Raw genomic sequence first — 15,463 nt, 5'->3', positions numbered from 1 at the left:
AACGGAGCCGGTCCCGGCCGGGACGTCGTCGTCGATCAGGCAGGCAGACCAGGCGTCACGGCGAGCAGCCCGGCCGCCGCCAGGGCGCCCCACAGCTCCTCGGGTACGGCGACATCGGAGCGTCGTACCGTATCGGTCACCTGCGCCTCGGTGCGGACGCCGACCACCGTCGACACCACGGCCGGGTGCCGGCGGACGAAGGCGAGCGCCGCCTGCGGCAGTGTCACCCCGTACGTCTCGCAGACGGTGGCGATCCGCCGCGCCCGCTCGATCACCGCCGCCGGGGCCTGCTCGTAGTTGTAGACGGCGTCGGCCGGCGGCCGGTCCCGCGAGAGCAGGCCCGAGTTGTAGACGCCAGCGATGACGACGCCCACCCCCCGGCTCTCGGCGGCCGGCAGCAGGTCCGCGGCGGCGCCCTGTTCGAGCAGGGTGTACCGCCCGGCGCACATCATCACGTCGACGTCGGTCTCCCGGACGAACCGGGCCAGCATCGCCGACTGGTTCATCCCGGCGCCGATCGCGCCCACGACGCCCTGGTCGCGCAGATCGACCAGGGCGGGTACGGCCTCGTGCGCGGCCTGCTCCCAGTGGTCGTCCGGATCGTGCAGGTAGACGACGTCGATCCGGTCCAGCCCGGTCCGGTCCAGGCTGGCCTCGATGGAGCGCAGCACGCCGTCGCGGCTGAAGTCCCACACCCGCCGGTGGGTGGCGGGCACGTCGAACCCGTCGGAGTCCCGCAGGTGCGCGTCCTCAGGCGACGGCACCAGAAGTCGCCCGACCTTCGTCGACACCACGTACTCGTCGCGCGGCCGTTGGCGCAACGCGACGCCGAGGCGGCGTTCGGACAGCCCGAGACCGTAGTGCGGCGCGGTGTCGAAGTACCGGACGCCCGCCTCCCACGCGGCGTCGACCGCCGAGGCGAACTCCTCGTCCGTCGTCGTCCGGTACAGGTTGCCCGCCTGGGCCGCGCCGAAGCCCAGCTCGGTGAGCCGTAGCTGCGGGCGGCGCGGCAGTGAGCGGGCCATCATGACGCCTCCAACCCGTAGACGCGGCGTGCCGTCCCGCCCCAGACCGACGCCTGGTCGGCCCCGTCCCGGCCCTCCAGCAACTCGGCCAGGGTGTCGACCCACCGCTGGTACGAACTGGCGAGCAGGCAGACCGGCCAGTCCGAGCCGAACATCAGTCGCTCCGGCCCGAACGCGTCGAGGGCGTCCTCGACGGCGGGTCGAAGGTCAGCCGGCGTCCAGTGCGAGTGCGGCACCTCGGTCACCAGCCCGGAGAGCTTCGCCGTCGTGTTGGGCGAGGCCGCCAACGACCGCAGGTCACGGCTCCACTCGGCCATCTCCAGACTGCCGAGCGCGGGCTTGCCGAGGTGGTCGAGGACGAAGCTGACCTCGGGCAGGTCGCGCGTGAGACGCGCGGCCATGGGGAGCTGATGCTGGCGTACCAGCAGGTCGAAGACGAGGCCGGCGGCGCCCACCGCCGCGATCCCCCGACGGACGTCGGGACGGTCCAGGTAGGCCGGGTCGGTCTCGGACTGCACGAGGTGGCGGATGCCGACGAGGCGTTTCCCGCCTCGGGCTGCCCGCAGACCGTCGAGGTGCTCCGCGACGTCGGCCGCGGTGAGGTCCACCCAGCCGACGACCCCACGGACCAGGGTGTCCTCGGCGGCCACTCCCAGCAGGTCGACCGTCTCCGTGTCGGAGGCGATGGACTGCACCACCACTGTCGCTGTGACCCCGGCCGCCCGGGCCGGCGGCGCGAGATCGGCGGGTTCGAAGTCGGCGTCGATGGCTGCCATGGTCACCGGGTCGATCCACGGCTGCGGGTGCCGTGCCCGGACCCAGAGGTGGTGGTGCGCGTCGACGATCCCGGCCCGCCCGTGCTCCTGCGCGCCCGTCATCGGCCCAACCAGCCGCCGTCGACGGGCAGCACCACGCCATTGACGTAGTCCGAGGCTGTCGACGCCAGGAACACGGTGGCACCGCCGAGATCGTCGGCCCGACCCCACCGCCCGGCCGGAATCCGCCCGAGGATCGCCTGGTTGCGGTCGGGGTCGTCGCGCAGCGCCTGGGTGTTGTCGGTGGCGATGTAGCCGGGCGCGATGGCGTTGACGTTCACCCCGTGGGCCGCCCACTCGTTCGCCAGCGCCTTGGTGAGGCCGGCCACGCCCGACTTCGAGGCGGCGTAACCGGGGACGGTGATGCCGCCCTGGAAGCTCAACAGCGACGCGGTGAAGATGATCTTTCCTCGGCCGCGCTCGACCATCGTCCGGCCGATCTCCCGGCTGAGGATGAACTGGCTGCTGAGGTTGACCTCGATCACGTGGTCCCACATCTCGTCCGGGTGCTCGGCGGCCGGGGTCCGGGCGATCGTGCCACCGTTGTTCACCAGGATGTCGACCGGCCCGAGAGCGGTGATGTCGCTGGCCAACCGGTGCACGGCCGCCCGGTCGCCGAGGTCCGCCCGCAGCCCGGTGAACCGGCGGCCGGTGGCGCGCACCCGGCGTTCGACCTCGCTGCCCTCCGCTTCGAGCTGGGCGGAGACCCCCACGATGTCGGCGCCGGCCAGGGCCAGGGCCTCGGCCATGGCGAGGCCGATACCGCGCCGCGCCCCGGTCACGACGGCGATCTGGCCGGACAGGTCGAACAAGGCCGTCACTGCTTTCCCTCCCGCACATCGAGCAGCACCTTCATGACGCCGCCACCCTCCAGCGCCTCGAAGGCCGCGCTGGCAGCCTCGACCGGCTCGACCCGGGAGATCAGCCGCTGTGCCGGGATGGCACCCGAGGCGACCAACCGGATCGCCTCCACCATGTCGTCGCGCTGATACAGCCGGGCACCCAGGAGTTCCAGCTCACGCCAGAAGAACCGGTGCAGGTTGACCTCGCGGGGCTGAGGATGGATCGCCACCATGACCAGCCGCCCACGGGTGGTCAGGACGTCGACAGCAGTGGTGACGCCGGCCGGTGCGCCGGACACCTCGAAGGCGATGTCGGCGCCCGCGCCATCGGTACGGTCGTTGACCAGCGCCACGACGTCGGTCGCTCGCGGGTCGACGGCCTCGATGCCGACCCCCTCCGCCACCTCGCGTCGGAACGGGTCCGGCTCGACGAGGAGCACCCGCGCGCCACGGCCCCGGGCGACGGTGGCGATGAGGACGCCGACCGGCCCGCCACCGACCACGACGACATGGTCGTCGGCGGTCACGTTCCCCCGGCGTACGTCGTGCACGGCGACCGCCACCGGCTCGACGAGCGCCGCGTGGTCGAGGGGCAACTCCTCGGGAAGCGGCAGGACCAGTTCCACCGGCACCGTCCAGGAGGACTGCATGGCACCCGGTGAGTCGATGCCGAGGAAGTTCATCGCGTGGCAGACGTGTGAGTTGCCCCGCTGGCAGGCGGCGCAGCGTCCGCAGGGCCGGGTCGGCATCACGGTGACGGCCTGACCGATGTTCCAGCCGGTCACGCCGTCGCCGACGGCCGCGATCCGCCCGGACATCTCGTGCCCGATGATCGCGGAGTCACCAACCCGGGCGTCCATGTCCCCGTGGTAGATGTGCAGATCCGTACCGCAGATGCCGGTGTAGGCCACCTCGATCCGTACCTGGCCGGGGCCCGGTGGCTCCGGGTCGCGGTTCTCGATTCCGAGGTGGCGCGCTCCCCGGTAGACGACTGCCTTCATCGTTCCTCCGTCTCGACGGTCGGTACGTCGGTCGTGCCGACCGGGCATGGTCGTGGGTGCATCGCCGTCGCGATGCACCCACGCCCTTCCTTCTCTGGTGCTCAGCTCAGTGCCGTACGGTCGGCGACACCTCGTTGCGGGAGTTCAGCGACACGACAGGCACCTGGCGGGTGGGGATCACCCCGTCGACTCCGGCCAGCAGCCGTCGTCCGGCCCGCTCCGGCCGGACGTTGGGGCTGTCGGCCGTCTGCGCCTGCGGGCGGCGGTTGACCGCCCGGATCCGCTCCTCGTCCACCCGGACCCCGAGACCGGGTGCGTCGCCCAGGATGAAGGCGCCATCCTCGACGTGCAGGTCGATGGAGACACCAACGGGTGTGTGCAGGTCCTGCAACTCGCTGGTCAGGTGGTTCGGCACCGAGGTCGCGGCGTGCAGCAGCCCGACGGGGCTGTTGCCGATCGGGCTGACCGGCAGGTCGTGGGCATGGGCCAGGGCGGACGCCCGCAGAAAGTGGGTGACCCCCCAGACGGCCGCCATCTGGACGATGTCGACAGCACCTGCGGCGATCAGCGGACGGTACTGTTCGAGCCCGGTCAGGTTCTCACCGGTGGCGACCGACGCGGACACCCCTCGGCTGACCGCGGCGAGACCCTCGGCGTCCCAGCGCCGGACCGGCTCCTCGATCCAGATGAGGTCCAGGGTGCGTTCCAGCTCGCAGACGTGTCGGACGGCCTGCTTGCGGGTCCACGCCTCGTTGACGTCGAGCATCAGGCCGGGCCGCCGGCCGTGCCCGGCCTCGGTCAGAACCTCTCTGACCAGGCTGAGTCGGTGTCGATCGCGCTCGATGTCGAGGCCGCCCTTGAGCTTTGCCGCCCGAAGGCCGTGGCTCGCGTAGACCTCGTACTCGGCCACGAGTTCGTCGTCGGTGAGCCCGATGTCCAGGCCGGAGGCGTAGGCGGTGACCCGCCGGTCCCGTCCGCCCAGCAGTCGCCACAGCGGCTCCCCGGCGGCCTGCGCCTTGATGTCCCACAGCGCGGTGTCCAGAGCGCCGATGGTGCCGAACACCGGGCCGGCGTGGCCGGCCTTGAAGGTGTGCCGCAACATGCGGTCGTACAGGGACGTCACGGCACGGGGGTCTTCGCCCTCGATGGCTGGAAAGATCCGCTCGATCTCGACGTGCGGCCCGAGGCCGACGCCCGTGATGCCCTCGTCGGTGTCGACGAGGACGATCGAGACCGGGACCACCCCGTCGGAGAACACGCCGTTGGCGTCGCCGACGGGGCGCCCCCATTCCTGGACCGTGGTGAGCGTCCGATATCCCGTGATCCGCATGTCAACCCTTCGTGGAACCGGCGGCGACGCCGTCGGCAATTTGGCGCTGGAGGAACAGGTAGACCAATAGGACGGGTATGGCGGCGATCAGCACCCCGGACGCGAAGGTGGGGATGTTGTCGCTGTACTGCCCTCGCAACGAGGTCACCCCGATCATGAGCGTCCGGTTCTCCGCCGAGGGCATCATCACCAACGCCATGAGGACGTCGTTCCAGCAGAACAGGGCGTTGAGGATGCCGACCGACAGCAGCGCCGGGGTGCCCAGTGGCAGCATGATCCGGCGATACACGCCGTACACGGTGTTGCCGTCGATCCGGGCGGCGTCGACGATCTCCGGTGGGATGCCCTTGTAGTAGCTCGTCATCAGGAAGACGGTGAAGGGCAGGAACTGGGCCACGTAGACGAGGATCAGACCCGGGTACGTGTCGATCAGCGCGGTGTCGGCCATGATCCGGGCGAGCGGCACCATGATGACCTGGAACGGGATGAAGAGCCCCGCGAGGCAGCCCAGGAACAACGCCGACGAGCCACGGAAACGCAACTGGCTCAGCGCGAAGCCGGCCATCGACCCGAGCAGGAGCAGCAGCAGCACCGACGACGTCACCACGACCAGCGAGTTGACGAAGTAGCGGCCCATTCCGACGCTGGTCCACGCCGTGCTGATGTTCTCCCATTGCAGAGTGCTGGTCAGGCCGAACCGGTCCAGGATGTAGTCCCGGCGGGTCTTCAACGCGACGTTCGCGGTGAAGAGCAGGGGGTAGATCGTCGCCACCGCGAGCAGTGACATCGGGATGGCGATCATCCACCGTCCCAGTCGGACGCGGGGCATCAGTCCACCTTTCCCGATCGTTCGAGCAGTTTGATCTGCAACATTCCCACCACGAGCATGATCGCGAAGAGGATCGTGGACGCGGCGGACGCGAGAGCCGGGCGGTTCATCTGGCCCTGCTGGATCCAGATGTAGTACTCCGGCAGGTACGTCGAGCCCTCCGGGCCGCCGCTGGTCATCACGAAGAGCAGCCCAAACATCGAGGTCAGCATCCCGATCATCGTGGTCACGAAGACGAACTGGATGGTCCGGGCGAGGCTCGGGATGATCACGTGCCAGACGACCTGGCGCAGCGACGCGCCGTCCACCCGGGCGGCGTCCAGCAGCGCGGCGTCCAGCGTGGCGAAGCCGGCGAGGAACACCACCAGTGCCATCCCGAAGGTGGCCCAGATGTGCACGCCCACCACCATGAACATCGCGACGTCCGGGTCCCCGAGCCAGTCCACCGGACCGACACCGATCGACCCGAGCACGGCGTTCAGGGGGCCATCGAAGGCGAGCAGCAGGTTGAAGATCGCCCCGACGATGACCGGCGAGAGCACCGCCGGAAAGAAGTAGACGCTGCGGTAGAAGCGGTGGCCCGGCACGCGGAGGAAGATGAACGTGGCGAGGAGACCGGGGATCGCCACCGCCACCGGAAGCAGCAACACCAACAGGCCGACGTTGCCCAGCGCGGTGCGGAACAGCGGATCAGCGAACAGTTCCTGGTAGTTGCCGAACCCGACCGCTTCTCCGTTCCGGTCACCGTCGCCGGTGAAGGAGAAGTTGACCCCGAGGATCAGCGGGTAGAGCCGCAGCGCCACGATGATCAGGACGGCCGGAGCGACCAGTATGTAAGGGGCATAGCGCTCGGCCCCCAGGCCGCCACGGGTGCGACGGGGACGGGTGCCACCGCGGTGCGCGGGGGAGGTGGCCGCCGGGCCGCCGGCCCGCCCGGCCGAAGCCAGGCGGACCGACGGTTGCGTGTTTCCGATCGGCACGAGGTCAGCCCGCCTGGTCGGAAGCGGCCAACTGCTTCACCACCTCGTCGACGGTGATCGAACCGCTGAGCAGCTGCTGGGAGAGGCGCCCCATCAGGTCGATCGTCTTCGAGTCGAGCGCGACGTGCAGAGCCGGCTTGCCGGTCTTCAGCTCGGCGACGATCGTGGAGGCGGCCGGGCCGGCCTGCGAGACGTCGATCGTGATGTCGGCGGCGATCGCGCCGGCGTCAGCGTAGAACGCCTTCAACGCGTCGGCCGCGGTCAGGGAGCGCACCAGGTCGGCGGCCACCTTCGGGTCCTTCGTCCACTTGGCCACGGCGTAGCCGATGCCACCGTCGTACGGCAGGCTCGGGGTGGTGCCGGCGGTGACGACCGGGGCCTTCATGACGCCGAGCTTCTCCGCGGTGAGGAACTCGTTGAAGGACTTCCAGTGCCCGACGTCGGACATGAGGCCCATGACGTGGGCGGCCTTGCCGGACTGGAAGGCTGCGAAGGAGTCGTTGAACATCGCGGTCGAGTTGGCCCCGTCCGTGTTCATCTTCTTGACTCCGGTCTCCTTCCAGAGCTCGAAGATCCGCTTCACGTTGGGCGAGGTCCAGTCGCGCTTGCCGGTGATCCAGGCGTCGTACTCCGCGGCGGTGAGGGTCACCGACCCCATGCTGGAGAGCCAGAACTGGATGCCGACGCCTTCCTTGTTGCCGAGGGCGAAGCACTTGGAGCTGGCCTTGGCGATGGCGGCGCAGTCCGCGACGAACTTGTCCCAGGTGGTGGCCGGGCTGGCCGGGTCGAGGCCGGCCTTCCGGTAGATCTCCTTGTTGTAGTAGATCGGGTAGCCCTGCAGCGTCACCGGGCTGCCGTAGACCTTGCCGTCCTTGGTGAACGCGTCCCATCCGGCCAGCCGCTGCTTGTCCTCGGCGACGTAGTCGGTGATCGGCACCAACGCGTCCACCCGGTCGCGGATCTGGCCACCGCCGTTGAACATCATGACGTCGGGGCCCTTGCCGGACTGGATCGCCGCGCCGAGCAGGGTGTAGTACTGGTCGAACGGCTGCGCGACGAACTCGACCTCGACGTCGGCGTGCTTCTTCTTGAAGTCGGCCTTCGCCTTGTCCAGATAGGATTTGGCGAATGGTTCGCCGGATTTCCAGTCCCACACGACCAACTTGCCATCGGAGCTGGTCGATTTGCCCGAATCGCTAGCACTTCCACAACCGGCCAGGGCCAGGCCCACAACGAGGACGGCCGACCATATTGCGCGCTGTCTCATCAGTTGTCACCTCTATATGGGGGGTGGCCGGCGGGTGCCCCGCTAGCCAAATGTTGACCGGAAGGTAACTCGTATGACGTGTTACGTCAACGGTCGGCCGTACACTGATCCGGACGTCGTGCCACGGCGAGCCATCGGAGGGGGACATGACGCCACCGCAGGAAACAGCCCTGAACAGCCCGGGGACCCCGGCATGGGTGCGTCGGCCGACCAACCTCGCCAGGGCGGTCACCGCCGAACTGGTGGAGCGCATTGTCCGCGGCGTACACCCGTCCGGGTCGTCCCTACCCCCCGAGCCGATCCTCTGCGAGACCTTCGGCGTGAGCCGGACCGTCGTCCGGGAAGCAGTGAAGATCCTTCAGGAGAAGGGGCTGGTGCAGGTTCGCCAGGGCGCCGGCACCATGGTGACCCCACCGGCACACTGGGACATGCTCGACGAGCTGGTCCTCGCGGCGACCATCGCGGTGGACGACAGCCTCGCCATCCTCGACGACCTGGTCGTCACCCGGCGGGTGCTGGAGTCCGACATGGCGAACGTCGCCGCCCGCCACGCCGACGCCGAGACCGTCGATCGGCTGCGGGCCATGGTGGACCGGATGGACGAACTCGTCGACGACCACGTCACCTACCACGACCACGACCGGGCCTTCCACGACACGATCATGCAGGCATCCGGCAACCGCATCGCTCGGGGCGTCGTACGGGCGCTGGAGAGCCAGGTCATCAACACCGCCCGCTACATGGGCCGGACCGAGCGGGCGCTGTGCGTGGCGTCCAACCAGGGTCACCGACGCATCTACGAGCGCATCGCCGCCCACGACTCGAACGGCGCCGCCGAGGCGATGTTCACCCACATCACCGAGGCCTGGCTGGTCCGCCGCAGTGGCTCGGGGAGCCCCGACCGCCTCGAACGCTGATCGTCACGGGCAACGGACGGCGCCCGCCCCGAGGAACGGGAGCAGGCGCCGCCAGCTGAGGCCGACAAGAGTCACGAGAACTGGGCGAAGAACCTCCAGATCTCACCCTTGGTCCAGGTCGTGATGCCGCTCTCGGCGTAGGTGCCGTCCACCGGGCCGGGCATGTGGCCGTTGTCGTACGCGGCCCACTGCACCGGGTACCCGGACCTGCAGCCGGAGTAGACGGTGGTGATGTGGGTGCGGCTGCCGCCGGCCGGCTCGCGCGGGCTCTGCGCGGTGCAACCGTTGTTGCGGACGAAGGTGTCGCGCAGCGCCCTGCCCTGGGAGATGTTCAGGACGTTGTCCGTGATGCCGTGCAGCCCGAAGTACGCGATCGGCTGCGTACCGCCGCTGCACCCGCTGATCTGCGCGCCGGAGATGACCGCGACGGCCCGGAAGACGTTGGCTCGGGCGCAGGCGACGGCGTAGCTCATGCCGCCACCCCAACTGAAGCCGAGCGCGAACCGCTGCCTCGGGTTGACGCAAAGGCTGCTCTCGATCCGGCTGATCATGTCGTCGACGAAGGTGATGTCCTCACCGCCGGAGTTGCCCCAGCCGTTGCCGAACCCCTGGGGCGCCACCAGGATGGCGCTGTTGTTCGACTGCTCCTGCTGCCCGTAGTAGGACCAGGCGGTCCCGCTGGTGCCGCCGGAGGAGATCTCCTGCATGGTGCCGCCCCGCCAGTGGAAGGCGAAGATCAGCCGGTAGGGGTTGCTGTTGTTGTAGTTGGCGGGCACCCGGAGGATGAAGGTCCGACTCTTGCCGTTGCTCTGGATCGTGTGCGTGCCGCTGGCCAGCGTCGGGGCCTTGCCGCACCCGCTGCCACCCGACGGTGGAGGGGTGGTGCCACCGCCGACGGCGACGAGCTGCCACTGCTGGTTGGTGCCGCCCCAGTCGGCGTACTGGACGATGTTTCCGCCGTCGGCGGTGGAGGAGCCCTGCACCTCGACCGCCTTGTTGCTGTTGCGGTTGATCAGCCGAACGTAGCCGCCGTCCGAGTCGGCCAACCGGAACTGCTGGTTCGTCCCGTTGAGGTCGGACCACTGCACGATGGCGCCGCCGTCAGCGGTGGAGAAACCACTGACGTCGAGCACCTTGCCCGAGAGCCGCGACTTGATCCGTAGCCACCCCCGGAGTCCACGAACTGCCACTGCTGGTTGAGGCCGTTGTTGCGCGTCCACTGGCTGATCCGCGCCCCGTCGTTCGTGGCCGAGGCGTACAGGTCCAGCGCCTTGCCGCTGTTGCGGTTCACCAGCACGTAGGAGGCGTTGGTGTCCACTGTCGCTGCCGCCGCGGGCGCCGCGTTGACCGCGACGAGTGCGCTGGCTGCCATGGCCGCGGCCGCCGCCGCGGCCAACCCTGAGCGCCAGCGAGATCTGTGCCGAGAGGCGGGACGAGCCTCTACGAGGGCTTTCATGGTCCACTCCTTCGATCGGGGTCACCCACGAGCGGGAGCGCCCGCGCGTGCCGTGGCGTGCGTACCGGCGTCCTGGTGGTGGCGTCAGCACGTCTGGGGTGTTGTGTGCGGGCAACCCGCGGCCAACGGCGTACCTCGATGGCGATGCCACGATCCGGGCTTCGTGGCAGGCCGCGCCGAACTGCGCGGTACGACGTCCTGGCTCCCGGTGGCCGGGTGGCCCGCGGGGTGAAAATTAGCGGGTGATACGTCATACGTCAAACGATTGCCATCGATCTGCGCGGTCACGCCAAGCGGCGACCTGACGGTCACGGCGGCCCGCCCCGGATGGGGCGGGCCGCCACTGGTCACACCTCGCCGGGGGCGGGCGCCGGCCGGATCCCGAGCAGCCGGCAGCTCCCGCTCCCCCGGTCGATGGCGCCGGTCGTCAGCCGATCCGGACCAGTTGCCACTGCTGGTTGTTGCCGCCCCAGTCGGCGTACTGGACGATGTTTCCGCCGTCGGCGGTGGAAGAACCCTGCACCTCGACCGCCTTGTTGCTGTTGCGGTTGATCAGACGTACGTAGCCGTCGGTCGAGTTCGCGAGTCGGAACTGCTGGTTCGTGCCGTTGAGGTCGGACCACTGCACGATCGCGCCGCCGTCAGCGGTGGAGAAGCCGCTGACGTCGAGCACCTTGCTGGAGTTGCGGGACTTCACCCGGTAGTAGCCACTCCCCGAGTCGACGAACTGCCACTGCTGGTTGACGCCGTTGTTGCGCGACCACTGGCTGATCCGCGCCCCGTCGTTCGTGGCCGAGGCGTACACGTCCAGCGCCTTGCCGCTGTTGCGGTTCAACAACACGTACCAGGCGCTGGTGTCCACGCCGGAGCCCGGCGGGGGCGTGGTGGGCGGGGTCGAGCCGCCGTTGAGGGCGTCCAGGACGGCGGTGTACGCGGCCTTCTTGTTGCCGTTGCAGTCGAACAGCAGCGCGTTGTCCGAGCCACGCCACGAGTCGCAGTCCCGTACACCCCAGGTGGTGATGCCGGTGCAGCGCGAGACGGCCAGGCAGGCGCGGGTGACGGCGCCGTAGATGGTGGCCTGGTTGCCGCCGGTCATCACGTCCAGCTCGGTGATCTGGACGTCCACGCCGAGGTCGGCGAAGCGCTGCAGGTTGGCCTGGTAGTCACCGGCCAGCGAGGTGCCCAGGTGCGACTGGAAACCCACGCAGTCGATCGGCACGCCACGGGACTTGAAGTCCCGCACCATGTTGTAGATGCCCGTCGACTTCGCGTTGACCCCGTCGGTGTTGTAGTCGTTGTAACACAACTTCGCACCCGGATCCGCCGCCCGCGCCGCCCGGAAGGCCGCCTCGATCCAGTCGTTGCCGGTGCGCTGCATGTTCGAGTCACGCCGCCCACCCGAACCACCGTCGGCGAACGCTTCGTTCACCACGTCCCAGGCGTAGATCTTCCCCCGGTAGTGCGTGGCGACCTGGGTGACGTGGTTGATCATCGCGTTGCGCAACGCGCTGCCCGACATGCCCTGCGCCCAGCCCGGCTGCTGCGCGTGCCACAACAGGGTGTGACCCCGCACGCTCATGCCGTTGGCCTGCGCGTGACTGACCAGGCGGTCACCACTGGAGTAGGTGAAGGTGCCCTGCTGCGGCTCGGTCGAGCTCCACTTCATCTCGTTCTCGGCCACGACACTGTTGAACTCACGGTTCAAAATCGTCGTGTAAGCGCTGGTCGACAGCTTGCCGACGGCGACAGCCGCGCCGAAGTAGCGGCCCTTCTCGGCGGCGGCCGCCTTCAGGGTCGTGCCGGCACCGGATGCGGGGGTCAGCGCCACCGTCATACCGGTGGTGAGGGCGACGGCCATGGTCGCCGCCGCCAGCATCGTTCTCATGGGTTTCATGGCGTTCCTTTTCAGTGGTTGCATCGGTGGTGGTGATGTGCCACTTCGCTCGGAACAGCTGATCGGGGCGGTCCTCCTGGCCGCCCGGCATCAGCACGCACAGTCCGAGAGGGCTGTCGCCGGCGCCTGCCGGGTCCCGAGGTGACGTCCGCATGCCCTTGCGGACGTCGTGATCGGTGGGCCGATCGGTACGGCTCGCCCGGTGAGCCGAGACAGCGATCGTCCTCTATATCGAGAGTGAGCGATAACATGCCGTTCGTCAAGACGTAACGGGCCGTTCACGCCGATCTCCCGGAACGCCGCGTTTCGCCCGGTACCAAACGCCCAGGGCGACAGTGCTCAACCGCCGCGCGACCAGCTGACGAGTCTTACCACCGCGCCACCCGGACCGCTTCAGAGGGCAATCCTGTTATCGCTCACAGTCGCCACCCGACAGCGGCTGCCCAACGGCTCACGAACACCCGGTGGCCGTGGCACTCGCAGACGGCTGCGCCGGGTCGGCATCGGCGCGTATGCCGGCGACGAGGTCGGCGGTGGTGTGCGCCTCGATGCCGGGCTGGGCGGCGTCGGCGAACCGCTCGACGACCGCCCGGACGTGTCGTTCGGCGGGTGCGGCGAGGCCGTCGTAGACGGCCTCGAACAGCTCCCGCGCCGGCTGCCTGAGCCACTCCCGTGGAAGGAGTTCCACCGGCAGCTGCGGGTCGAGGACCGGGAAACGTCGGAAGGTGTCCATGACCTCGGTCCGGGCCCGCACCGCCGCGGCACCGTCGACCTGCCCGGACGCCACGGCGGGCAACAGTGGCGTCCAACGACGCAGGAACGCGTCGTAGCTCCGGCTGATCGCCTCGATGTCCCAGGCCTCGATCGGCGCACGGTGAATGGTCGAGGCGAGCGCGGTCTGCCGCCCACGAAACACCGTGACCGCGCCGAGGGTGAGCTGGTCGAGCTGGGCCCGAGCCGCAGGGGTCAACTTCTGCGGCGAGATCCACAGCCCGTCGTACAGCGGCGCGTAACCGAGCCACCGAAGTTGCGCCCGCAGCGCCCGGCGCTGCGTACTGCGGTCCTGCGGCAGCGAGAAGGCGACGATCGTCCAGCTACCGTCCCACCGGCCCGTCGAGGTGGTGGAGGCGAGAATCCAGTGGCCTCCGGCGGAGAGATTGGCGGCGGCTGCGCGGCTGAGCCGGTAGGAGCTGCGTCGCCCCAGCCGACTGCCCTCCAACACGCCACGGCGGGCCAACCGGCTGATCGCGGTCCGCGCTCCGGCCGTCGTCACGCCGGTCTCAGCGAGCAACGCGACGATGGCAGCGGACGGGAGGGCGACCCGGGTCCGCAGCGTGTAGTCGGCCAACAGGGTCACCGCGACGCCCTGGGGTGAGTTGCCGACCTGCCGGCGGGGCAGCCGGAGTGGGTGGTCGCCATCGTCCGGATAGATCTCGTCGATGTCGAAGAGGCTTGCCACAGGCGCTCCGTGCTCCTCGGGGACGGTATGACGACTGTAGACGGACGGGCGCGACCCACCGCAAATAGAGATTCCTCGATTGACACTTGTTGGTCCGGGGGGAACACTAATTGCCACGCGACGCCATCCGAAGCCGGGCTGGGCGAACCACAGGTAGCGGGCATCGTGCGATCACCGCGGGAGTCGGGCAGACCCGCAACCGGATCGCACGACCAATCCAGCCTGCACAGGCAATCGAAGGAGTCGTGCGGTGAAAATCAGAAGGAAACTGCTACTCACGCTGGCCGCGTCACTGGTCGCGGCCGGCCTGGTGGCTCCCACGGTCGGGCCCGCGTACGCGGCGTCACTGACCGAGGTGACCAGCTTCGGCGACAACCCGGGCCGGATGCGCATGCACGTCTACGTGCCGGACAACCGCCCGGCCCGGCCAGCGGTCGTGGTGGCGATGCACGGCTGCGGCGGGTCCGGCCCCGGTTTCTACTCCGGAAGCGAGTTCGCCAGCCAGGCCGACCGGTACGGATACATCGTGATCTACCCGTCCGCGACCCAGCAGGCCGGCTTCGGCAACTGCTTCGACACCTGGTCGGACGCCGCCAAGCGGCGTGGTGGGGGCAGCGACCCGGTGTCGATCATCAGCATGATCCGGTACGTGCAACAGCAGTATTCGGCCGACCCGGAGCGGGTCTACGCCACCGGCAGCTCATCCGGCGGCATGATGACGAACCACATGCTGGCCCTCTATCCCGACGTGTTCAAGGCCGGCGCCGCCTTCATGGGCGTGCCGTACAACTGCTTCGCCAACGCGGCGGACTACCCGCCCGGCAGCAGCCAGTGCACCGGCGGGAACATGAACCGGACTCCCCAGCAGTGGGGCGACGCGGTGCGCCAGGCGTACCCCGGCTACTCCGGGCCCCGGCCGCGGGTGCAGCTGTGGCACGGCACCAGCGACACGCTCGTGCCGTACTCGCTGCTGCAGGAGACGATCGAGCAGTGGACAAACGTGTTCGGGCTGAGCCAGACACCCACCTCCACCGACACGCCCCAGGCCAACTGGAACCGGCGCCGGTACGCCGACAGCAGCGGCACCGTCCAGGTCGAGGCGTACAGCATCCAGGGTGCCGGGCACAGCCTGCCCTCCGGAGGGATGGCCGCGTCCGCCATCGCGTTCTTCGGACTGACAAACACCACGACACCGCCCCCGACCACCCCGCCCCCGACCACCCCGCCGCCCACCACCCCGCCCCCGACCACGCCGCCGCCGGCCTCCGGCGCCTGCCGGGTGACGGTCGCCATCAACGCCTGGAACACCGGTCTGACCGAGAACATCACCGTCACGAACACCAGCACCAGCGCCGTCAACGGCTGGTCCGTGGTCTTCACCCTGCCCAGCGGTCAGACCATCACCTCGGGCTGGAACGCCACCTACTCGCCCAACTCGGGGCAGGTGACAGCCCGCGACGTCGCCTACAACGGCGGCATCCCCGCCAACGGCTCGGTGAGCTTCGGCTTCCAGGCCAACCACAGCGGTAACAACGCCCGACCGTCCTCGTTCACCCTCAACGGCGCGTCCTGCACCGTCGCCTGAGACCGGGTCGACGTCCACGCGAGCGTGCGCCGGTCACCACGAGGTGGTGACCGGCGCACGACT

Annotated in this window: 12 protein-coding genes and 1 pseudogene; 2 read left to right on the top strand and 11 right to left on the bottom strand. The window is 69.3% G+C overall.

The window, feature by feature from the left end; translation table 11 throughout:
* Nucleotides 1-35: 35 nt before the first annotated feature.
* The 8 genes from ACGF3C_RS11460 to ACGF3C_RS11425 all read right to left on the bottom strand — a co-directional run bounded on the left by ACGF3C_RS11460 (nucleotide 36) and on the right by ACGF3C_RS11425 (nucleotide 7,978).
* Nucleotides 36-1,028: an aldo/keto reductase gene (locus tag ACGF3C_RS11460; protein WP_357222395.1), complete on the bottom strand. Its 993-nt coding sequence runs from the start codon at nucleotides 1,026-1,028 to the stop codon at nucleotides 36-38.
* A complete protein-coding gene (locus ACGF3C_RS11455) occupies nucleotides 1,025-1,903 on the bottom strand; it encodes an amidohydrolase family protein (RefSeq protein WP_393221091.1) in 879 nt (292 codons plus the stop codon). Before ACGF3C_RS11455 ends, ACGF3C_RS11460 begins: the two co-directional genes overlap by 4 nt.
* On the bottom strand, nucleotides 1,900-2,661 hold the full coding sequence (locus tag ACGF3C_RS11450) for an SDR family NAD(P)-dependent oxidoreductase (protein ID WP_393221088.1): 762 nt from the start codon (nucleotides 2,659-2,661) through the stop codon (nucleotides 1,900-1,902). Before ACGF3C_RS11450 ends, ACGF3C_RS11455 begins: the two co-directional genes overlap by 4 nt.
* The gene (locus ACGF3C_RS11445) at nucleotides 2,658-3,683 is read right to left on the bottom strand and encodes an alcohol dehydrogenase catalytic domain-containing protein (protein ID WP_357235074.1); all 1,026 of its coding nucleotides are present in this window, start codon (nucleotides 3,681-3,683) and stop codon (nucleotides 2,658-2,660) included. Before ACGF3C_RS11445 ends, ACGF3C_RS11450 begins: the two co-directional genes overlap by 4 nt.
* A 106-nt stretch (nucleotides 3,684-3,789) precedes the next feature.
* Entirely contained in the window at nucleotides 3,790-5,013 is a 1,224-nt protein-coding gene (locus ACGF3C_RS11440) for a mandelate racemase/muconate lactonizing enzyme family protein (RefSeq protein ID WP_355006930.1), read from the bottom strand.
* A 1-nt stretch (nucleotide 5,014) separates the two neighbouring features.
* The gene (locus tag ACGF3C_RS11435) at nucleotides 5,015-5,842 is read right to left on the bottom strand and encodes a carbohydrate ABC transporter permease (protein WP_357232331.1); all 828 of its coding nucleotides are present in this window, start codon (nucleotides 5,840-5,842) and stop codon (nucleotides 5,015-5,017) included.
* Nucleotides 5,842-6,822 carry a sugar ABC transporter permease gene (locus ACGF3C_RS11430; RefSeq protein ID WP_357232328.1) on the bottom strand — a complete coding sequence of 327 codons (981 nt, stop codon included), beginning with the start codon at nucleotides 6,820-6,822 and terminating at the stop codon, nucleotides 5,842-5,844. The genes ACGF3C_RS11435 and ACGF3C_RS11430 overlap by 1 nt, the downstream gene beginning before the upstream one ends.
* A 4-nt stretch (nucleotides 6,823-6,826) precedes the next feature.
* Entirely contained in the window at nucleotides 6,827-7,978 is a 1,152-nt protein-coding gene (locus ACGF3C_RS11425; protein WP_357232337.1) for an extracellular solute-binding protein, read from the bottom strand.
* A gap of 257 nt (nucleotides 7,979-8,235) precedes the next feature.
* Here ACGF3C_RS11425 and ACGF3C_RS11420 point away from each other — a divergent pair, with 257 nt between their 5' ends.
* Nucleotides 8,236-9,006: a FadR/GntR family transcriptional regulator gene (locus ACGF3C_RS11420; protein WP_357232325.1), complete on the top strand. Its 771-nt coding sequence runs from the start codon at nucleotides 8,236-8,238 to the stop codon at nucleotides 9,004-9,006.
* Nucleotides 9,007-9,077: 71 nt separating this feature from the next.
* On the opposite strand, the pseudogene ACGF3C_RS11415 reads toward ACGF3C_RS11420, so the two are convergent.
* The 3 genes and pseudogenes from ACGF3C_RS11415 to ACGF3C_RS11405 form a co-directional block, all read right to left on the bottom strand.
* Nucleotides 9,078-10,462 (bottom strand): annotated as a pseudogene (locus tag ACGF3C_RS11415) (RICIN domain-containing protein).
* A gap of 427 nt (nucleotides 10,463-10,889) precedes the next feature.
* Nucleotides 10,890-12,347 carry an endo-1,4-beta-xylanase gene (locus ACGF3C_RS11410; RefSeq protein ID WP_393221904.1) on the bottom strand — a complete coding sequence of 486 codons (1,458 nt, stop codon included), beginning with the start codon at nucleotides 12,345-12,347 and terminating at the stop codon, nucleotides 10,890-10,892.
* Nucleotides 12,348-12,807: 460 nt separating this feature from the next.
* Entirely contained in the window at nucleotides 12,808-13,815 is a 1,008-nt protein-coding gene (locus ACGF3C_RS11405) for a PaaX family transcriptional regulator C-terminal domain-containing protein (RefSeq protein WP_357208236.1), read from the bottom strand.
* A 250-nt stretch (nucleotides 13,816-14,065) separates the two neighbouring features.
* Here ACGF3C_RS11405 and ACGF3C_RS11400 point away from each other — a divergent pair, with 250 nt between their 5' ends.
* The gene (locus ACGF3C_RS11400) at nucleotides 14,066-15,400 is read left to right on the top strand and encodes a PHB depolymerase family esterase (protein ID WP_393221081.1); all 1,335 of its coding nucleotides are present in this window, start codon (nucleotides 14,066-14,068) and stop codon (nucleotides 15,398-15,400) included.
* Nucleotides 15,401-15,463: the final 63 nt, after the last annotated feature.

The sequence above is a fragment of the Micromonospora sp. NPDC047762 genome, from assembly GCF_043204655.1.
Classification (GTDB): domain Bacteria; phylum Actinomycetota; class Actinomycetes; order Mycobacteriales; family Micromonosporaceae; genus Micromonospora.
The sequence above is the reverse complement of the archived record's forward strand: the minus strand, read 5'-3'. Positions and strand labels throughout refer to the sequence as shown.